Origin of the sequence: Alteromonas sp. MTD1 (genome assembly GCF_042848195.1) — a bacterium.
GTDB lineage: Bacteria > Pseudomonadota > Gammaproteobacteria > Enterobacterales > Alteromonadaceae > Alteromonas.
Map to the genome: position 1 here is coordinate 88,562 of NZ_BTGG01000010.1, position 20,588 is coordinate 109,149.

At 45.5% G+C, this 20,588-nt stretch carries 18 protein-coding genes; 12 read left to right on the forward strand and 6 right to left on the reverse strand.

The features are described 5' to 3' along the window. Positions 1–10: 10 nt before the first annotated feature. Positions 11–724, reverse strand: a complete 714-nt coding sequence (locus tag ACGHAV_RS14445) for a response regulator (protein WP_390382100.1) — start codon at positions 722–724, stop codon at positions 11–13. A 151-nt stretch (positions 725–875) separates the two neighbouring features. Here ACGHAV_RS14445 and ACGHAV_RS14450 point away from each other — a divergent pair, with 151 nt between their 5' ends. Continuing rightward, a complete protein-coding gene (locus tag ACGHAV_RS14450) occupies positions 876–1,715 on the forward strand; it encodes a Spy/CpxP family protein refolding chaperone (protein ID WP_390382103.1) in 840 nt (279 codons plus the stop codon). Positions 1,716–1,780: 65 nt separating this feature from the next. Here the strand turns inward: ACGHAV_RS14450 and ACGHAV_RS14455 are convergent, their stop codons facing one another. Further along, positions 1,781–2,194, reverse strand: a complete 414-nt coding sequence (locus ACGHAV_RS14455) for a methylglyoxal synthase (protein WP_390382106.1) — start codon at positions 2,192–2,194, stop codon at positions 1,781–1,783. Between the two features lie 560 nt (positions 2,195–2,754). On the opposite strand from ACGHAV_RS14455, the gene argC reads away from it, so the two are divergent. The 9 genes from argC (at position 2,755) to ACGHAV_RS14500 (ending at position 11,902) form a co-directional block, all read left to right on the forward strand. Continuing rightward, complete coding sequence (argC, locus tag ACGHAV_RS14460; protein ID WP_390382109.1) at positions 2,755–3,768, forward strand: N-acetyl-gamma-glutamyl-phosphate reductase; 1,014 nt, start codon at positions 2,755–2,757, stop codon at positions 3,766–3,768. Further along, a complete protein-coding gene (gene argB / locus ACGHAV_RS14465; RefSeq protein ID WP_390382112.1) occupies positions 3,765–4,574 on the forward strand; it encodes an acetylglutamate kinase in 810 nt (269 codons plus the stop codon). Before argC ends, argB begins: the two co-directional genes overlap by 4 nt. Then, positions 4,571–5,482: an ornithine carbamoyltransferase gene (locus tag ACGHAV_RS14470; protein WP_390382115.1), complete on the forward strand. Its 912-nt coding sequence runs from the start codon at positions 4,571–4,573 to the stop codon at positions 5,480–5,482. The genes argB and ACGHAV_RS14470 overlap by 4 nt, the downstream gene beginning before the upstream one ends. A 25-nt stretch (positions 5,483–5,507) precedes the next feature. Further along, entirely contained in the window at positions 5,508–6,719 is a 1,212-nt protein-coding gene (locus ACGHAV_RS14475; protein ID WP_390382118.1) for an argininosuccinate synthase, read from the forward strand. A gap of 66 nt (positions 6,720–6,785) precedes the next feature. After that, positions 6,786–8,168, forward strand: coding sequence for an argininosuccinate lyase (gene argH, locus ACGHAV_RS14480; RefSeq protein WP_390382121.1), 1,383 nt, complete (start codon positions 6,786–6,788; stop codon positions 8,166–8,168). Between the two features lie 17 nt (positions 8,169–8,185). Beyond that, positions 8,186–9,496: an amino-acid N-acetyltransferase gene (argA, locus tag ACGHAV_RS14485; RefSeq protein ID WP_390382123.1), complete on the forward strand. Its 1,311-nt coding sequence runs from the start codon at positions 8,186–8,188 to the stop codon at positions 9,494–9,496. A 165-nt stretch (positions 9,497–9,661) separates the two neighbouring features. Beyond that, positions 9,662–10,552: an alpha/beta fold hydrolase gene (locus ACGHAV_RS14490; RefSeq protein ID WP_390382126.1), complete on the forward strand. Its 891-nt coding sequence runs from the start codon at positions 9,662–9,664 to the stop codon at positions 10,550–10,552. A 148-nt stretch (positions 10,553–10,700) separates the two neighbouring features. Beyond that, on the forward strand, positions 10,701–11,273 hold the full coding sequence (locus ACGHAV_RS14495; RefSeq protein WP_390382129.1) for a TetR/AcrR family transcriptional regulator: 573 nt from the start codon (positions 10,701–10,703) through the stop codon (positions 11,271–11,273). Between the two features lie 92 nt (positions 11,274–11,365). Continuing rightward, on the forward strand, positions 11,366–11,902 hold the full coding sequence (locus ACGHAV_RS14500; RefSeq protein ID WP_390382132.1) for a hypothetical protein: 537 nt from the start codon (positions 11,366–11,368) through the stop codon (positions 11,900–11,902). 22 nt (positions 11,903–11,924) lie between these two features. Here ACGHAV_RS14500 and yghU read toward each other — a convergent pair whose 3' ends face one another. From yghU to ACGHAV_RS14520, 4 genes are all read right to left on the reverse strand, one after another. After that, entirely contained in the window at positions 11,925–12,779 is an 855-nt protein-coding gene (gene yghU / locus ACGHAV_RS14505) for a glutathione-dependent disulfide-bond oxidoreductase (protein ID WP_390382135.1), read from the reverse strand. A gap of 314 nt (positions 12,780–13,093) precedes the next feature. Beyond that, the gene (locus ACGHAV_RS14510) at positions 13,094–14,092 is read right to left on the reverse strand and encodes a DUF4382 domain-containing protein (RefSeq protein WP_390382138.1); all 999 of its coding nucleotides are present in this window, start codon (positions 14,090–14,092) and stop codon (positions 13,094–13,096) included. 297 nt (positions 14,093–14,389) lie between these two features. Beyond that, the gene (locus tag ACGHAV_RS14515; protein WP_390382140.1) at positions 14,390–16,081 is read right to left on the reverse strand and encodes an NAD-dependent malic enzyme; all 1,692 of its coding nucleotides are present in this window, start codon (positions 16,079–16,081) and stop codon (positions 14,390–14,392) included. Between the two features lie 79 nt (positions 16,082–16,160). Then, a complete protein-coding gene (locus ACGHAV_RS14520; RefSeq protein WP_390382143.1) occupies positions 16,161–18,815 on the reverse strand; it encodes a penicillin-binding protein 1A in 2,655 nt (884 codons plus the stop codon). A 136-nt stretch (positions 18,816–18,951) separates the two neighbouring features. Between ACGHAV_RS14520 and pilM the strand changes: the two genes are divergently transcribed. Beyond that, a complete protein-coding gene (gene pilM / locus ACGHAV_RS14525; RefSeq protein WP_390382146.1) occupies positions 18,952–20,019 on the forward strand; it encodes a type IV pilus assembly protein PilM in 1,068 nt (355 codons plus the stop codon). Then, a complete protein-coding gene (locus ACGHAV_RS14530; RefSeq protein WP_390382149.1) occupies positions 20,007–20,585 on the forward strand; it encodes a PilN domain-containing protein in 579 nt (192 codons plus the stop codon). The genes pilM and ACGHAV_RS14530 overlap by 13 nt, the downstream gene beginning before the upstream one ends. Positions 20,586–20,588 lie beyond the last annotated feature (3 nt).

Consider the following 20,588-nt stretch of genomic DNA (forward strand, 5'->3'; position numbering starts at 1 on the left):
CTTTTCATTTTTAATTGGACCCTGTCAGCAGCATGTAGCCAATACCGCGAATGGTCTTTATTTTTTCGTCCACCGATACAGCATTTATTTTCTTTCGCAAATTACTCACATGCATATCGATACTTCTATCAAAGGCCTGAAGTGGCTTGCCCAATACCTTCAAACTAATCTCTTCTTTGGTTACGCGTTTTGCGGCGTGCAACATAAGTAAACGCAGTATGGAAAACTCTGTAGAAGTTAACGATAGTGGCTCGCCGTCAACGTTTGCAGTTTGGCTGCTTGGGCTTAAATGCACACCGTTAACCAGTAAGTCTTGTTCTACCCCATTACCCGCGGCAGCCATATTGTGGCGACGCACAATAGCTTTTATTCTTGCCACTAGCTCACGATGATTAAACGGTTTAGGTAAATAGTCGTCTGCCCCCATCTCTAAACCTAGAATCCGGTCGTAATCGTCGCCTCTGGCGGTAAGCATAAGCACGGGTGTTGCATGACTTGCTCGCAGTTTTTTAAGCACATCGAAGCCATCCATTTTTGGCATCATTACATCAAGCAATATTAGGTCGTAATGGTGGCCAGACACCGCTTCTTCTAACCCGGCTTCACCATCGTTACGCACTTGCACTTTGTACCCCATACTTTCTAAATAAGTAGATAGCATGTCGGTTAATTCTTTATCGTCATCAATAACTAATAACGACTGAAAGTGAAAATCTGAACTCATTTATCGTCTCTCGCTGCTTACGCTTACTATATCTTTTCAGACCTTTACAATCTCTAAACGTTGGCACCTTTACACAAGCTTTACGTTACCTTGACTGCATTCTTTTCACAAAGCGATAGGATTACATTGTCCGAACAACTAGGAGACGACAATGAATAAAGTCATTATTGCCAGTGCAATTATCGCAGCATGCAGCATTAGCAGCTTTGCAATAGCCAAGCATAGCAGTAACGCAATGCGTCACCACGAGCCGGTTGAACAAATTGTAAAACACCTACGCGGCCTGTCGTTAACAGAAGCTCAGCGTAGTGAAATGAAAGTACTGTTTGCAAACTTTCGTGCAACGCATCAAAACGACAACGAACGTACTTTTGAGCGCCCCTCTTTCGAAATGGCTGACGCCAGTGAAGCCGAACTTACCCAGTTCATTGAAGGGAAAATAGAAACTTCGGCTTCAAAACGCTTTGCTTTTGCACGGTTGCGACACGACATTTATGCGTTGCTTACGCCTTCACAGCAGCAATTGCTAGAAGAAAAAGAAGCTGAACGTGAAGCGCGTCGCGAGGAACACTTACTAGCAAGGCAAGACAAAATGAAGAAGCGTAATGCACGTTTTGACCACTTTGAACGAGGTGAACGAAACAGCGAGCGTAGCGGACGAAACGGCATGTTCAAGGGTTTAAATTTAACACGTGAACAGAAAGCATCGCTTAAGGCCTTACGAGAAGAGGCTGCCGTATCTTCTGAAACGCATAAAGTGGTAATGCGTGACTTTAGAGAAGCACAACAGTCGTTAATAAGAAGCGACGCTTTTTCAGAAGACGCCTTTAACGCCTTATTTGCGCAGTACAAAGACAGCTTAGTTGCTGCCGGCGTAGCAAAGGTGAAGCACAAGCAAGCTATGTTCGCAGTACTGACTGAATCGCAGCAGCAAGCATTAAAAGCGCGTCGTACTGAAGAGCGCGAACTTCGAGACATGTTATCGCTTTAGCATTAACACTGTTTATCTGTCAGCGCTGTCATACTCGCACTCTGCGATGACAGCGCTTTTTTAATTTAATCGAATCGAGGCTTTGTTGGCTTGTAGTCTGGTGACAAAAACAAAGGCGACGTAATGACAAGGTCGGCTGTGGCAGGCGTGCATGCCACAGGCACATTCCATACTGAACACAAGCGAAGCAGTGCTTTTACGTCTGGGTCGTGGGGCGCTGCATTTAATGGGTCCCAGAAAAAAAACAATCCATCGAGCTTATTTTCCGCAATAAGCGCACCTATTTGTTGGTCGCCGCCTAAAGGACCGCTTTTAAAACGCGTAACGTCCAACCCCGTTTGTTCTGCAATAAGCCCCCCTGTTGTGCCTGTGGCCACAAGGTTGCATTGCGATAATACCGCTTGATGTTGTTTTACCCAAGCCAGTAACTCTGGCTTTTTATGATCGTGTGCAACAAGCGCTATGGTTAGCTTGTCCATTCCTTATCCTTAACCTGTAAAGATTGCGTTTAATACCTACTGTGTTTTTACACCTTCATCGTACTACTTTGCCCTAAATGATGGCACTTTGTAGAAATACGTACTCAATGCTCTGCTTGAATTATAAATATTCATTTTTCTTTTTACTGTGTCAACTAATTGTAACAACTCAGAATGTAAACTCTTTTTTATAAATGAAGAGCGCAGACCAGCGAAATAAATACAAAATATTTATACATTATTATTGCATAAAAATTCAATAAAGATAAACTAGCATACGGTGTAAGCATCTAGCCCATACTTGGGTTATCAAAATTAGGAACTGAAGATGACACAACCAACTCACGCTGTTGGTTCATTTAATCATAGCGACAAAGAGTTAACCTCTCCCCTGGCTAGCTACGCGCTGCAGAACGTGCGACGACGCGTGCACTCTTCTATGCTTTTGCGTTAGCACACTTTTTACCTTTGTGATGTGGTAGCGGTTAGGCAACGGAATACGCCCAATCAGTTTACAAAGGTAAAAAGTGATTTTTTCTCCTTTTATTGAATTTTAAATTATGTACAACGTTTCAATTATTGGCGCCAGTGGTTACACCGGAGCACAACTTGTTCAGCTGGTGAAGCAGCACCCTTTGTTGTCGCTTCACAGCACCTATGTTTCTGAAAAAAGTAACGATGCAGGTAAACAGATAGGTTCGCTTCACGGAAATCTAGCGCATGTCGATAGCGTACTCACCCCAATATCTGCTGAAGCACTGACCATGCTGGCAAACAACGTGGATTTTATATTTCTTGCAACGCCGCATGAGGCAAGTCATGACTGGATGCCTACGTTAACGTCGGGCAATGCCAAAGTACTGGATTTGTCTGGTGCCTTTAGGCTTAAAGATACCGATGTATTCGCGAGCTATTACGGATTTGAGCACCAGCAAGCCGCTTGCCTGCAAAAAGCAGTTTATGGCCTTGCTGAGTGGTATCCAGAGAACATAGCAAGCGCCAGTGTTGTTGCCGTACCAGGCTGCTACCCTACTGCCAGCCTAAGTGCGCTTAAGCCGCTTGCCGAGAACAATCTGTTAGATGATACCGTTAGGCCAGTGATTAACGCTGTGTCTGGTGTATCGGGCGCCGGTAGAAAAGCCAGCCTTACCACCAGCTTTTTTGAAGTAAGCCTACAGGCTTATGGCGTGCTAGGGCATCGTCACACCCCTGAAATAGAAGCGTATTTAGGCACCCCTGTGATATTCACACCGCACTTAGGCAACTTTAAACGGGGCATATTAGCCACGGTTACCGTGAAGGTGAAACAAGGTGTTACCAGTACGCAACTTGAACAAGCGTATACGCAGGCCTATGCTGATAAACCTATTGTACGTTTACGTGAAAGCTTTCCAAAAATAGATGACGTAGCGAACACGCCTTTTGTTGACTTGCATTGGAAGTTAGATGAAACATCGGGGTATGCGGTAGTGACCGCCGCAATAGACAACGTAATGAAAGGCGCTGCTTCTCAAGCCATTCAATGCCTAAACATTATGACAGCACAGCCAGTAGAAACAGGGTTAGTACTATGAGCCGTTCACCAATTGTTATAAAAGTTGGCGGTGCATTGCTTGACGATGCACCCGCCATGGCCCGTTTATTTTTAAGCGTTAAAGAAGTTCAGGCCGAACGCCCTGTTGTGATTGTTCACGGTGGCGGGCCTCTGGTTGAAACGCTGATGGCAAGCCTTGGACTGAAAAGCAGCAAAATTGACGGGCTACGCGTAACGCCCGACGAGCACATGCCCTATATTTGTGGCGCACTTGCAGGCTCGGCAAATAAACAACTTTGCGCCGCAGCCATTGCCAGCGGCCTTACGCCTGTAGGCCTATCGTTACTAGACGGCAACATGGTGGTTTGTGAGCCACTTGCCGATAAATATGGTGCGGTTGGCGTACCTTCTACGGCCAATGCTGCATTTCTAAAAAATGTATTAGCCCAGCACACGCTTCCTATCATCAGCTCTATTGGCTCTAGCCCTCAAGGCAGGTTGCTTAACGTCAATGCTGACCAAGCGGCAACGGTAATCGCAGAGCTTTTAGATGCCGAACTGCTGCTACTTTCAAATGTAGATGGCGTACTAGACGCTAATAAAATGCTACTACGTGAACTCAATGCACAAAGTATCGCCCATTACGCCAGTGAAGGCGTTATTACCGACGGTATGAAAGTAAAAGTGGATGCGGCGCTCGCGTCTGCTGACACGCTCAAACGCCCTGTATACATCGCGAATTGGATAGCCGATATCGCCGACATTCTTAATCAAAACACAGGTACACAAATACTACCTACAAAAGCTGCGGGTACAGTTTCGCAGCAAGCCGGAGACGCACAATGAAACAGGACCTACTTACCTTTGCAAACTGGTCACCAGAGGCAATGAAAAATTTGCTGCAATTGGCAGTAGAAATTAAACAAGCGCCAGCAAGCTACAGCAATGTATTAGCCGGTAAATCGGTAGTTGCCCTGTTTGAAAAGCCGTCTTTACGCACACGCGTTAGCTTTGATATTGGTATTAATAAGCTTGGCGGTCACATGGTGTATTTAGATGTTCAGTCGGGCAAATTAGCGGGTCGTGAAGATGCCGTAGATACCGCTGCGAACTTGGCCTGCTGGGCCGATGCTATTGTAGCGCGCGTGTTTTCACACAGTACCCTTGAAACCTTTGCTAAGGCCGCTGATGTACCTGTAGTCAATGCATTGTGTGATAAATACCACCCATGCCAAGGCTTGGCCGACTACCTAACCATGTTTGAGCGTTTCGGAAAGACAGAAGGGTTAACCATGGCGTATGTGGGTGATGGTAACAACGTTACGCATTCACTGTTAATTGTCGGGGCATTACTTGGCTGTAATCAAGTGGTAGTCACGCCTGAAGGTCACGAAGCAAGTGCCGAGATAGTAGCGCAGGCACAAACCATTGCCGATAAAACGGGCGTTTCTATTGTGCAAAGTCATGATTTAAGTGCCGCAAACGGTGCTGATGTTATTTACACCGACACGTGGCTTTCTATGGGCGACGATACACCGCTTGAAGCCATTAAAGAAAAATTCGCACCTTATCAGGTAAACGAGGCGCTAATGGAGGCAACCGGTGCAAGCTATGTAATGCATTGTCAGCCAGCCCATCGCGACCTAGAAATTACAGGCTCGTTAATTGATAGTGATAAATCGCTATTAATGCAGCAAGCCGAAAACAGAATGCATGGCCAGAACGCCATCCTTACTCAATTGCTTAGTGCTTAAGAAGACGCTTAAGAGGATTACTTAAATGCAAAACGTTAAAAAAATTGTGCTGGCCTATTCTGGCGGGCTTGATACTTCAGCCATTATTCCATGGCTAAAAGAAAACTACGGCTGTGAAGTGGTTGCATTCGCGGCAGATGTTGGCCAAGGCGATGAAGAACTTGAAGGCCTTCATGAAAAAGCGATTGCGTCAGGTGCGAGTGAATGCCACATCGTTGACTTAAAAGAAGAGTTTGTCAGAGACTATATCTTCCCGACTATTACCACAGGTGCCGTTTACGAAGGTGAATATCTACTTGGTACCTCTATGGCGCGCCCTGTGATTGCAAAAGCGCAGGTAGAAATTGCCCGTAAAGTGGGTGCTGATGCACTTTGTCATGGCTGTACGGGTAAAGGCAACGACCAAGTTCGTTTTGAAAGTACATTTGCTGCCCTAGCTCCAGATCTTACCGTAATCGCGCCATGGCGTGAGTGGGACATGGTAAGCCGTGAAGACTTACTTGCCTACCTTGCAGAGCGCAATATTGCTACTACTGCATCGGCCACCAAAATATACAGCCGAGATGCAAACGCATGGCACATCTCTCATGAAGGCGGTGAACTTGAAGATCCGTGGCAAGAGCCTACCAAGCAAGTGTGGACCATGACCGTTGATCCTGAAGATGCGCCGGACACGCCAGAGCGCGTAACTCTGTCTTTCAACGAAGGAGCGCTTACTCATGTTGATGGTGAAGCATTATCGCCTTATCAAGCGCTGGTTAAGCTAAACACCGTAGCCGCTGCCCACGGTGTGGGACGAATCGATATTGTTGAAAACCGTCTTGTAGGTATGAAGTCACGTGGCTGTTATGAAACACCAGGAGGCACTGTATTGCTGAAGGCCTACAAAGCCCTTGAAACTATGGTGCTCGATAAAGCTGCACTTAAGTACCGTGAGCAAATTGGCCTAGAGTTCTCACATGTTATGTACGACGGCCGTTGGTTTACAGCTCTTAATGATGCGCTATTAGCAGGCGCTTCATCTTTTGCGAAGAAAGTAACGGGCGACATCGTAGTTAAGCTATACAAAGGTCAAGCTACGGTAACCCAGCGTCGTTCACCTAATAGCCTTTATTCTGAAGACTTTGCAACCTTTGGTGCCGATGACGTATACGACCAAAAACACGCCGAAGGCTTTATTCGCCTGTTTAGCCTTTCAAGTCGTATCGAAGCACTAAAAAAGCAAGGCGGGCAATAAGCGCTATTTAAAAGCGTTTCTTGATAGAGAAAGCATAGGCAAAGCACAGTATTTAAGGAGCAACACATGGCGTTGTGGGGTGGTCGGTTTGAAGCCGGCGCAAGTAGTATGTTTAAACAGGTTAATGACTCGCTACCGTTTGACCAAGTAATGGCAAGCCAAGATATTCAAGGCTCGATAAGCTGGTCGCGTGCGCTTCAAAAAGCAGGCGTATTGACTGCCGATGAACAAGTGCAGCTTGAAGCTGCACTTAACGAGTTAAAAGCACAGGCTGAAGCCGGTGAATTAGACTTCAATACATCTAGCGAAGAAGACATTCACAGCTTTGTAGAAGCCGCGCTTATTGAAAAGCTTGGTGACATTGGCCGTAAACTGCATACAGGGCGAAGCCGTAACGACCAAGTAGCCACTGACTTTCGCTTGTGGGTACGTGAACATATTGCCTCACTGCGTGCTGACGTTTTAGGTGTAATCAAATCGCTTCTTAATGTTGCTAGTCGTCATCAAGAAGCCATCATTCCCGGTTACACCCATTTACAACGCGCACAGCCTATTCACTTTGCGCATTGGTGCTTAGCCTATGTAGAAATGCTAAAACGTGATTTAAGCCGCTTAGACGACTTAAAAGTGCGCATGAATCAATGCCCTTTAGGCTCGGGCGCTTTAGCTGGCACTACCTTTCCTGTTGATCGCCACGCTATTGCTCAGGAACTAGGCTTTGACTCTCCTTGTTTGAACAGCTTAGACGCGGTTTCAGACAGAGACTTCGTACTGGAGCTCTTGTTTGTTGCCAGTACCAGCATGATGCACTTGTCACGTTTAGCCGAAGATATGATTTTTTATAACTCGGGCGAGGCAGGCTTTCTTCAATTGGGTGATAGCGTAACGTCTGGTTCATCGTTAATGCCACAAAAGAAAAACCCCGATGCACTAGAACTTATGCGCGGTAAATGTGGCCGTGTATTCGGTTCTCTTCAGGCATTGCTGGTGACCATGAAAGGTCTTCCCCTTGCGTATAACAAAGATATGCAGGAAGACAAAGAAGGTGCCATTGATACCGTAAACCAATGGCATATTTGTTTATGCATTGCCAGCGAAGTGCTGGACTCGCTTCAGCTTAATGAAGAGCGCTGTCGTGTTGCGGCAACACAAGGTTTCTCGAATGCCACTGAACTGGCCGATTACCTAGTAGGAAAAGGTGTGCCGTTTAGAACAGGTCACGATATTGCCGGTCGCGTAGTACTTCAGGCCATTGAAAAAGGCTGTGCTATTGAAGACTTGCCGCTTGGTGACTTGCAGGCCATTTGCGACAAAATTGAAGACGACGTTTACCCGGTATTACAGCTGGAATACGGCGTAAACCAGCGCAATATTTTAGGCGGCACGAGCAAAGAGACTGTCACAAAGGCACTTTATCAAGAGCTAGAAAGCTTGGACAAACAAGGCTAGCAGTAAAGGACGCGCACATGGTATTAGCACATCACGATGGCATAAAACTGTTTCGCAGCTCGCTGCCATACATAAATGCCCATCAGGGAAAAACCTTTGTTTTGATGTTCGGTGGCGAAGCCATCGAACACCCCAACTTCCCTAACATCATTCACGACATTGCTCTGCTCAATAGCTTAGGAGTTCGAGTAGTGGTGGTGCATGGTGCTCGTCCACAAATAGACCAGCGCGTGGCACTTCGCAATATTGAAGGGCGCTTTGACAATGGTGTGCGTATTACCGACAAACAAACCCTTGAATGTGTAAAGGATGCCGCAGGCTCGGTACGCTCTCAGGTTGAAGCATTACTTACTATGGGGCTGCCGAATTCGCCGATGCATGGCTCGCAAATACGCGTGTGCTCCGGCAACTTGGTAGTGGCAAAGCCTATGGGAGTGCGAAACGGCGTAGACTTTGAAAACACGGGCCTCGTTCGCCGCGTCGACACCACAGGTATAAACGATCATCTTAACGATGGCTCTATTGTGCTGTTGTCGCCAATGGGATATTCCTCTACCGGTGAAGTATTTAATTTATCTCATGAAGATGTGGCAACGCAGGCAGCCATTGCGCTTAAAGCCGACAAGCTAATTGTGTTCTCAAATTTTGACGGTATATACAATCGCGAAGGCAAGCTTTTACGCACAATAGAGCGCCCCCAATTAGAACAGCATATGTTAGCCGGTGATATCACCACCGAAGATACCGTGCTTAGCGCTTTAACCACCAGCGTTGCAGCAGGTGTACCGCGTGCACACTGCATTAGCTTCGAACAAGATGGTGCTTTGCTACAAGAACTGTTTACCCGCGACGGTACTGGTTCGCTGGTAATGGAGCACCATTATGAACAGCTTCGCGCAGCAACCATCGACGATGTGGGCGGTATTTTACGGCTTATTAAACCGTTGGAAGAAAGTGGCGTATTAGTCAAACGCTCTCGTGAACGCTTAGAAAACGAAATTAACCAGTTTATTGTAATAGTGCGTGACGGGATGATCATCGCCTGCGCTGCACTTTATCTATACCCAGAAGACGGCTGTGCGGAGCTTGCTTGCGTAGCTACTCATCAAGATTATCGCGGCAAGAACAGGGGGGAACGTATTCTTGAAGAAGTAAGACAACGCGCGAAAGATGCAGGTATTAACACGGTATTTGTGCTTACTACAGTTACGGCACATTGGTTCTTAGAACAAGGTTTTGAGCCTGCAGATATTAGTGCTTTACCGTCGGTTAAAAAAGAACTGTACAACTTTCAGCGTAATTCGAAAGTATTCACCCTTGCCGTGTAATTAGACATAGCGATACAGCCCAAGTACCGTGCGTTTACTGCGCGTAGATAAACAAATATCACTAAAATAAATACTCACTATATTGCTTTTTCACACGCTTCACGGTTTACTGGTAAGACCAGATGACTTTAATAAAGTCTGCAACAAGAAGTAATAGGATGCGTTGTGAATGATATTGTGAGTGATATTGCAAATAGCATTGAGATAAATGATATTTCGGTGACATGTCATGATGATACATGTTTACGAGCTACCGTTTTCTCTCCAAATACCCAAGCTAAAGGCGCCATTATGGTGGGGCCTGCAACGGGCATTAAACGACAGTTTTACAGCGCATTTGCTACTTTCCTAAGTGAACAAGGTTTTGGTGTTATCACCTTCGACAATAGAGGCATTGGCGAGTCGGCACAGGTGCCAGTAAGCAAGAGCGATGCCTCTTTAATAACATGGGGCGAACAGGATATGCCCGCTGCACTTGAGGCGTTGAAAGCTCAATTCCCTAACGTACCCTACTTCTTAGTTGGCCATAGTGCTGGCGGCCAGTTACTTGGTTTAATGCATAATGTGCATGACTTAACCGCGTTTTGTAATTTTGGAAGCTCATCAGGTAGCTTGCGCAACATGCGCAAAGGCTACTTGGTAAAAGCGCACTTCTTTATGAATTTCTATATCCCCGTAAGTAACTTGTTGTTTGGCCATACAAAGTCACAGTGGGTAGGTATGGGAGAGCCTCTTCCTAAGAAGGTGTCGCGACAATGGCAACAATGGTGTAACGGTTCAGGTTACGTTAAAACCGCATTTGGGAAAGAGGTTCAAACGCACCATTACGACAACATTTCAATCCCGTCAAAATGGCTATTGGCTACTGATGACGATATCGCCAACATTGCCAACGTACACGATATGATCAGTGTGTTTCCGAATATGGAAGCCGAAGTAGAGGAGCTTAACCCACGCGATTATAAGGTAAGCGAAATAGGTCATATGAAGTTTTTTTCTCGCAAATGTAGCCACTTATGGCCAAAAGTAACCCACTACTTTGCGCAATATCTATAGCACAATAGCAGGCTTACCTTGTTATACAGTGCGTAAAGCACCTGTTATTTTTTTCAATGTAAGCCTACGCAACTTTTCACTTTGTTTTCTATAGTTATAACTGCGTTATAGCAACAGCACATGTGCGCCTAACACACGGTTATTTCTAATGCATAATAAAGAAAGAATTCTACATTCAGCCTCTGAGATTTTTGTATCAGACGGCTTTGACGCCCTCAGCGTGCGAAACATTGCTCAGAAGGCAGGCCTATCCACCATTGGTATATACAGTCACTTTAAGGGCAAGCAGGGCATAATAGATGCGCTGTTTATTGATGCCTGTGAAAAGCTTTATCAAGCCATTGATGCAGCCCAAGGCAACACCAGTTCAGATAAGGTTATCGATGCCTGCGAGCGCATTGTGTTGTTTTCAAAACATCACCGTGCACATTATCAGCTTATTTTCGGCAGTACTGAAGGCCACACAACCTTGTCAGATGAAGCTTCACTTGCTTTCCAGAAGCTTGAGAACAGCTTGATTACGCTAACAGCCGCTATTCCAAAGAAAACGCCCTCAGAGTCGAAAGCCTATTCGCTTGGTTCGCAAATATGGGCGTTAGTGCATGGTTTCATTAGCTTAAATAGTATTCAAAAACTGCCAGATAGTGCAAGAAGTGATTGGCCTGAAAAGGCTGCTCAAGCGGTTCGTTTGCATGTTTATGCTATTGCCGCTACGCAGTAAACCTTTGTATTAAATTCCCGTTAGGCATGCGCTAAACCAAGCAAAAAACGTAAATATGTAGTGGTATTGATAAAACGTTGTCGAGTGTCGCTATGAAAAAAGTAATTTTTGCTACGGCTTTTATTGCAATAACCGTCGCTATCAGTGGCGTGTTCTCTTATCGCGTACTTGACGAAAGCGCAAAAAAAGCCGAAGAACTCAATTTTATGGGTAGTCAGGGGTGGCGATGGCATGATGAGCTTGCGCGACTGCAAATAAAAAGTGTGGACGGTCAGTTGCCTGCATTACGTCAGGTGTCTGGTAATAAACACTACGCATCCCTTGTAACTATGAGTCAAGACGGCGAGTACCGAGGATTTGTGTTCTTCGACGTCGACTGCGAGGAAGGCTCAATCATTACCAACGCACACGGAGATGAATGGAATAACACTCGAGTTAGTGATGCTCCCCCCCTTCAAGTATTGCACTGCCTTCGCGGCAAATTAGTGTCGATGAAAACGTGGCAAAACGTACCCTCTGACGTATGGGAAGGTCAAATAGGCGAGTATCAGTTTCGCGTTGAGTTTAAAAACTGGGATTTCACGGTACTGCAACGCGCCTATCTAAAAAGTACTGCTGAACTAATCTAGCGGTTATATAGAATGCTTAGGTTTAACCTTTAAGCGCATCATCAATATCTTTTGCACTGTGACGGTTAGGTACTTGTCCATCGTCGCCCCACGTACGATTTACTATGCGGCCTCTTTGCACAGCGTTACGCTGTTCAATTTGTTTCGCCCAGCGGCTTAAATTTGTGTATTCATGCACCTGCAAAAACGTTTTGGCGTCGTACAAATTACCTAGCACTAAATTACCGTACCAAGGCCAAATTGCCATATCTGCAATACTGTATTCATCACCCGCCATGTAGGTGTGCTGTGCCAAATGCTTATCTAAAACATCAAGCTGACGCTTTGATTCCATCGCAAAACGGTTAATAGGATATTCCATTGGATAGGGTGCGTAGCTGTAGAAATGGCCGAAACCACCACCTAAGAAAGGCGCTGATCCCATTTGCCAAAACAGCCAGTTAAAACACGCCACTTTGGACTGCGGATCTTTTGGAATGAACATATCGAACTTTTCAGCAAGGTATACCAAGATAGAGCCAGATTCGAAAAGCTTGGTTTCTGGGGTTGTGGTGGTATCTACCAAAGCGGGAATTTTGCTATTGGGGTTAACGTCAACAAAGCCTGACGAAAACTGATCACCTTCGCCTATATTAACAAGCCATGCATCGTACTCTGCTTGACTAATACCGGCTGCCAACAACTCTTCCAGCATAATAGTCACTTTTTGCCCATTCGGCGTTGCCAGTGAATACAACTGCAGCGGATGCTTTCCAACACTACGCGCTTTTTCGTGGGTAGCGCCTGAAACCGGACGGTTAATGCTTGCCCATTTGTTTCCATCGCCCTCGGGCTGAGTCCAAACGTCTGGCGGTGTATAGCTATCTGTTGATGACATTGCGTTTCCTTAAAATCGCTACTGGTTTAAAAATCATTTTCGTTAATACAGTGTAGTACTGAGTATGTTTAATGCTTGGCTAGTGGGTTCACGGCTTTTTCGGCATAAAAACCTTCATTACACGTCTTGATAAATACACAACTAAAGCACTTACATGGATATATTGAACAGATTTAAAAGGGTTTGCGTTCACTACCTTCGACTAACGGTAGCTGATGTGAGGTCACCAACATAAAAAAGCCGAGCTTGATGAAGCTCGGCCTATGAATAAAAGGCGAGCAGTCCTTTGCCCGCAAACTGGTTACTGATTGAGATTACTCAATAGTTACAGTAGTTGTTTCACCGGCAGCTACCGTTGCCGAATCTAAAGTTTGTAAGAAGAAACCATCTTCCTCGTCTTCATCCGTTTCAGGCTCATCGTTTAAGGCAACACATGAAAAACTCAGTGAATAGTCGCCTTGAGGTAAAAAGCCCGCTGAGAAAGCGTACGTTTCATCTGTTTCGCTATATGTCACAGGCACTACTGTAAATGGCCTTACTTCTGAGTCATCTACACCAGCGTCTGCATCGTCGCCCAATGTATCTAAAGCAGTTTGTTCGCCTTCGTACACATATACTGCGTTCCCTTCAAACATATCGACTTTCTCGGCACACTCTGGCGCACTTACTAATGCACTGTCTACTGTGCCCTCTAGCGTGCCCACGTCATCGTTAAGTACCAGACGAACACCTCTTGGTTTTAGCATGATCACTGGTTGACCTGCTGGGTCCACCAAACTTTTACGCAGATCAAATTCAACGGTATATGCAGCATCAAAATTCGGCTGAGCGGTAAATCCGTCGAGTTTCAGCTCACCACTTGGAACTCGCAGTGGAAAAATGCCATCGTCCATTACAATGAATGACTCATCAGTTACGCTTAATCGCAGCTGGTTATATTCGCCAAGCGGAATTTCTGTATCGTCAACAATAACTTCAAATTGCGCTCCTGGAAGTGCGAGTAAATCAATGCTTCTTGGGTCGCCATTTTCATCTGTCACAGAAAAAGAAATAGGGTCACCGTTACCGATTAATTCCACTTCATCAAAATAAACTACTACTTCAGACGCGTTATCAACGGGCGCATCTGACACCGCCAAAGAAAATGTAGTACTGGTAGGTGCAGGCGTTGGCGACGCGGTATCGTCAGATGAACCACTAGAGCCGCCGCAAGCCGTTAACACACCTAAAGCAGATAACACCAATGCGGTATTAAAAGACTGCTTTACCATTTGACTGACGCGAGCTTTTCTAGAGTTCATTGAATATTTCATTGCACCACCTATTACTGTTGTTTAGTTCTTCACGCACTGTGCTACTCGCCACAGTGCAACATATAGATCCGTCTATCGAATATTTAACAGTTGTGTATCAACGTTCGTGCCAACATAAAAAAATATTAAAAACAGAGACTTAAATTCATTAAAGAAAAACGCATCGAGTTATAGATAAGAATATGTTGCACATGTGCAACACATTTTTACGTATTGATAGAAAGCGTAAAGCGCAGCGTGTTTTTGGCAGGCACAAAAAAAGCAGGCCATGCCTGCTTTTTAAAATGAAATGAATTATTAAATACTTACACGCTTGTAAGGACGGTATTCTGCTTTCCAGAAATTACGCTCAATGCTGGCGCGAAGTGCATCGTCAGACATTTCTAAAGCCAGTCCCTGCTCCATCGCTACCTTACCTACTTCGAAGGCGATTTCACGGCTTATTTCAGCAATAGCCGCTAGTGGTGGAAGCAAAGAACCCACGCCAGTGTTCACAAGTGGCGACGCCGCCGCTAATGCATTACTTGCAGCCATTAGCATTTCGTCACTAATTAGCTTTGCTTTTGACGCTACAACACCTAACCCAATACCAGGGAAGATATACGAGTTATTACACTGCGCAATAGGATACATCTTACCGTTGTATTCTACCGGCTTGAACGGACTCCCCGTTGCAATAATAACTTCCCCATCGGTCCATTCGATAACCTGCTCTGGGCGCGCCTCAACTTGGCGAGATGGGTTACTAAGTGGGAAGATGATTGGCAACTCACAGTTTTGCTTCATTGCGCGTATAACCTGCTCAGTGAACAAACCTGGCTGCCCAGAAACACCAATAAGTACATCTGGCTTTGCACAGTGCATTACATCAAGTAATGACGCGTAATCGCCACTGAACGTCCACTCGCTAAGATCATCACGTTTTTGCTGCAGCTTCTGCTGGAAATCACGAAGCCCTTCCATACCTTCGGTGACAAGTCCATAGCGGTCTATCATGAACACTTGCTTGCGAGCCTGCTCGTCGCTTATGCCTTCAAACACCATTTGTTGGATAAGCATTTCGGCAATACCACAGCCCGCAGAACCAGCGCCCACAAAAACGACTTTCATGTCGCTAAGCTTTTGCTGTTTGGTTCTACATGCAGCTAAAATTGTACCTAACGTAACGGCAGCTGTACCCTGAATATCATCATTAAAGCAGCACACATCGTTGCGATAACGGTTCAATAGCGGCATAGCGTTTGGCTGAGCGAAATCTTCAAATTGAATCATTACTTCCGGCCAGCGTCGCTTAACCGCTTTGATGAACATATCAACGAATTCGTCGTATTCTTCCTGACCAATTCGAGGGTGACGAGCGCCCATGTACATAGGGTCGTTCAACAATTTTTCGTTGTTTGTGCCAACGTCAAGCATAACTGGCAACGTGTATGCTGGGCTAATACCGCCACACGCGGTGTACAGCGAAAGTTTACCAATAGGAATACCCATACCGCCGATACCCTGATCGCCAAGACCAAGAATGCGCTCACCGTCGGTAACGACAATAACCTTCACTTTGCGTTTGGTCGCGTTGCGAATGATGTCATCAAGCTGGTGACGCTCTTCATAAGACACAAACAAACCACGAGAGCTACGATAGATATCTGAGAATTGTTCACATGCATCGCCAACCGTAGGTGTGTAGATGATAGGCATCATCTCATCAATATGCTTTTGAATAAGGCGATAGAAAAGCGTTTCGTTGTTGTCCTGAATTGCACGCAAGTAAATGTGTTTGTTCAGCGCCTCATCGAAGCTGCTGTACTGCATGTAGGCGCGCTCTACTTGTTCTTCAATGGTTTCAAAACGCGGTGGTACTAGCCCCGTTAAGTTAAACGCAGCGCGCTCTCTAGCAGTAAATGCACTCCCTTTATTCAGTAGGGGAGTTTCCAGCAATGAAGGGCCGGCGTGAGGAATATAAAGATATTGCTGTGAATCGTCTGACATTAGTTTTCCGATAATAGGTTCAGGCAAATTGTTCGTCATGACCAAAAGCGGCACACGCTGTGGTGTGCCATTGTTGTTTTTAGAATATTTCTTCCGGCTCTGGCGCAGTCTCTTCATCCTGCTCGGCAGGATCAACCACTTCGTCATCTCTAACATACGTGGTTGGCTCGGTGCCTTGCAGGAAATATTCGAATAGTGTCGTATGGTCTGTACGTTTGGTCAACTTCCCACTGGTACGATCAATGCGAACACGCATAATTCCCTCGGGCACAGGCATAGGCGAATGAGGCTTGTCTTCTAACGCTTCTTGCATAAAACGAATCCATGCCGGCCCTGCGGCTTTCGCACCATCTTCAGTACCAATAAGTGCGTTTCCAATCCAATTAAACTTCTCAGGGTTTTTATTAATCAGGTTCTGATTGCGTGTAGCGCGGCCAAGTTGCCTGCTCATATTGTCAAAACCTACCCATGCTGTTGCCACTATGTCTTTGTGGAAACCGCTAAACCACGTATCTCGGGAGTCGTTCGTTGTACCTGTTTTCCCAGCTATGTCGGTGCGCCCCAAAATATTGCGAGCGCGCCAGCCAGTGCCGAGCCAGTATGTTTTTTTATTCCAACTACCGTTTGCTCTTACCGCAGTGCGCATCATTTCACCAACCAAAAAGGCGGTTTGCGATGAAATAACCTGTGGTGCAATAACTTTCTCCTCCTCACTTTCTTCGTCAAAGCCCAAGAACACATCGTTGTTAAGTTCAGCGGCAAGCAGCGCTTCAATGTCTTGTTCATCATTTTCAGGTGAAATATCAGCTTCACTTGTTTCTTCACATCGGTTGCACGCCCACACGGGGTTTGCACGCCATAGTTCGTTGCCGTTTTCATCTAACACTTTATTTATAAAGTGCGGATTCACTAAATACCCGCCGTTGGCGATAGTTGACATACCGCGTACTAATTCTAGTGGCGTATGTGAGCTTGAACCCAGTGAAACAGTTTCATCTAATGGAATATCGTCCGGGTCAAAACCGAAGCGTGTTAAATACTGCGCAGTTTCACGCAATCCAACACCGCGCAGCAATCGTACGGAAACAACGTTCTTTGATTTACCCAGCGCTTTTCGCATGCGAATAGGGCCATCGTACTCTGCCGGCGAGTTTTGTGGGCGCCATGCAACACCCGTCGCCGCATTCCACTGGTTTATGGGGGCATCATTAATAATTGACGCCAGCGTATAACCACTGTCAATTGCTGCTGCGTAAACGAAGGGTTTTATGTTTGAGCCAACCTGTCGTTTTGCTTGTGTGGCACGGTTGAACTGGCTTTGATAAAAGCTGTAACCACCAACAACTGCTTCTACCGCGCCGTTATTAGGATTAAGCGCAACAAAAGCGCCGCTTACTTCTGGTAATTGAGAAATGCGCCACTGACCTTCCTGCTCACGAATGTAAATAACCGCACCTGCTTGTGTAACATCTGCCGCGGTTGTAGGGTCGCTACCCTGCCTGAAATCAGTAATATAAGGGCGCGCCCAGTCAAGGCCATCCCATGTAATCTCACGTTTTTGCCCGTCAACGCCCAATACTTCAATTGACTGCTCGTTAACGGTTAATACCACGGCAGGCATTAACGGCTTGATATGTGGTATTTCAGCAAGCGCCATTAGCATTGACGTCTCGTCCCACGTACCGCGTGTAGTTCGTGCACTAATATCAAAACTCAGTGTTAACTCAGGAACCGCTGAATCTTGAGCTTGAGGCTTGTCCCATAAATAACCTAATGGCCCTTTATAACCATGTCGTTCATCATAATCATGAAGGTTGCGTATTACTGCGTTTTGCGCAGCAATTTGAAGTTCAGAAGTTGCTGTGGCGTAAACCTGATAGCCACCTGTTTCAGCTTCTTCTTTACCGTAAATCTCAACCATTTCGTTATAGATGGTGTCGGCGAGATAAGGCGCATCGACTTCTATTTCCGCACCATGCTTACGCGCTGTAACAGGCGCACTTGCCGCTTCATCGAACTGCGCCTTAGTAATATATTGTTCATCTAGCATCCGCAGTAATACCACGCGGCGGCGCTCTATAGAACGGTCTGGACGACTTATTGGGTTTAGCACTGAGGGCGCTTTTGGCAACCCGGCAATTGTAGCCAGTTGCGCAAGTGTAAGCTCATCTAGCGGCTTACCATAATAAACCTGTGCGGCCGCCCCAAAACCGAAAGCACGGTGCCCTAGCTCAATTTTATTTAGGTATAGTTCAAGAATTTCTTGCTTGGTTAGCTCTTGCTCCATATGAAGCGCAATAAAGATTTCTTTCACTTTTCGTATGTAGGTTTTTTCTCTAGTCAGAAAGAAACCTCTTGCTAACTGCATAGTTAGCGTACTTGCGCCCTGTCGTTTTTCGCCAGTTAGCACTAAACTTACTGCAGCACGCACTATACCGATGGGGTCTATGCCGTGGTGTTCATAAAAACGACTGTCTTCTGTGGCCAAAATAGCGTCGATCAATTCTTGAGGTACATCCTCAAGTTTTACTGGGATCCGCCGTTTAACTCCATATTGTGAAATAAGTTTTCCATCTTTAGTGTATATCTGCATGGGAGTTTGCAGGCGAACATCCTTAAGTACAGTAACACTTGGTAGGTCTGGTTTGATATAAAAGTAGATACCTACCAGCGCAGCAACACCTAAAACGCCGGATAGAAAACTAAATAAAATAAGTGGTTTGATGTACTTCACTGTAACGGATACCAAGATATTCTGTTGAAATGACGTATTTTTTATACGTATGTGTTATCTGTAGAACCATACGTTTAAAATAAATAGCGTAGTATTGTACTTTAGAGCAACTACCTTTGAAACTGGACACGTTTAAATGAAATCGCTGTTTAACAAAAAGCTGCCACCCATTGTGGGCTTAGATATAGGCACGCGTCAAATAAAAGCGGTGTGGCTAGAACAATCGAAAGATGGATTCGTACTCCAGGGGTACGCTTGCGAGCCGATCACAAAAATCGCATTCTCTGAGCGAGAAATAAAAGATTACGAGTCTGTGAGTATTGCGCTAAAGAAAATTCGCAAAGTACTAAAAACAAAATTAAAACAAGCAAACGTTGCTGTAGCAGGTACGTCGGTAATTAGCAAAATAGTGTACATGGACCCAGACCAAAGTGACTATGAGCTTGAGAACCAAATTGAAATTGAAGCTGACAGCCTAATCCCCTACCCGTTAGACGAAGTGTATTTAGACTTTGAAGAAATGGGGCCTAGTGCTACGCACACGGGTAAAGTAAATGTATTACTTACGGCAGCACACAAAGATTTAGTTGATAGCCGTCTGTTACTTGCACGTGAGGCTAACTTCGAACCCAAAATTGTAGATATGGAAAACTATGCAATAGGCAATGCACTAGATTTCTTCTACCCCAATGAAGACCCTGAAAAAGCGGTATGCTGCGTAAACATTGGCGCATCGCTTTTACAAATATGCGTGGTGAAAAACGGCGACGTTATTTACACCAAAGAGCATGCGTTTGGGTTAAATAACCTGATTAACGATATTAGCGCTATTCATATGGTAGAACGCGAAACCGCAGAACGTCAGTTGCTTGATGGCACGCTTACGGGTAACTGGATAGAAGACACATTGCCTATTTTCGCAGCCAACTTACAGCAAAACATCAATCGTGCACTGCAAATGTATATGAGCACTCTACATGCAGAGAGACCAACCAGTATTTTGTTGAGCGGCGGCGCTGCAACCATTGCACCACTGGTTGATATTCTTAATCAAGATTTAGGGCTAGAAGTAAGCTGCTTCAACCCATTTAGCCAAATGACCATTAACCCAAAACTAGACGCTGCACGTTTGGAAAAAATCGCACCACAGTTAGCGATTGCTGCAGGTCTAGCGAGCAGGAGCTTCACACCATGGCACATGTAAACCTGCTTCCGTGGCGTGAGAAGCAGCGCCAACATCAAAAGCAACAATATCTTGCTGCGCTTTTGGCCGTTGCCGCTATTGTTGGGCTGCTATTTTGGTTCATTGGTCAAGCTATCGACCAGCAAATCAGTAATCAAAATTCACGTAATCAGTATTTGGAAAAAGAAATTGCAATACTGGATGCGCAGATTGCTGAAATTAAAAAGGTAAAAGACAGTAAGAATGCCATTGAACAGCGCATGGCACTTATTGAGCAACTTCAAGTAAGTCGAAATGTAGCTCCTATTGTTTTTGACGAACTGGCTAAACTTGTACCGGCCGGCGTTGCCTTTGAGTCCATGCGCCGCACTGACAATCGAATTGAAATAGAAGGGATCAGCGATTCGAATAATCGTCTGTCCGATTTCATGCGTGCGTTGGATGATTCAAAAGTATTTGTTGCAGCCGAACTTTCAACCATCAAATCTGATAGCGACGCCGCGCGTGCTATCAGTAATTTCACGTTAACGTTTTCAATTAGCCCGAACGTTGCCCCATTAGAACTAGAACAAGATGGAGCGCAATAGTTT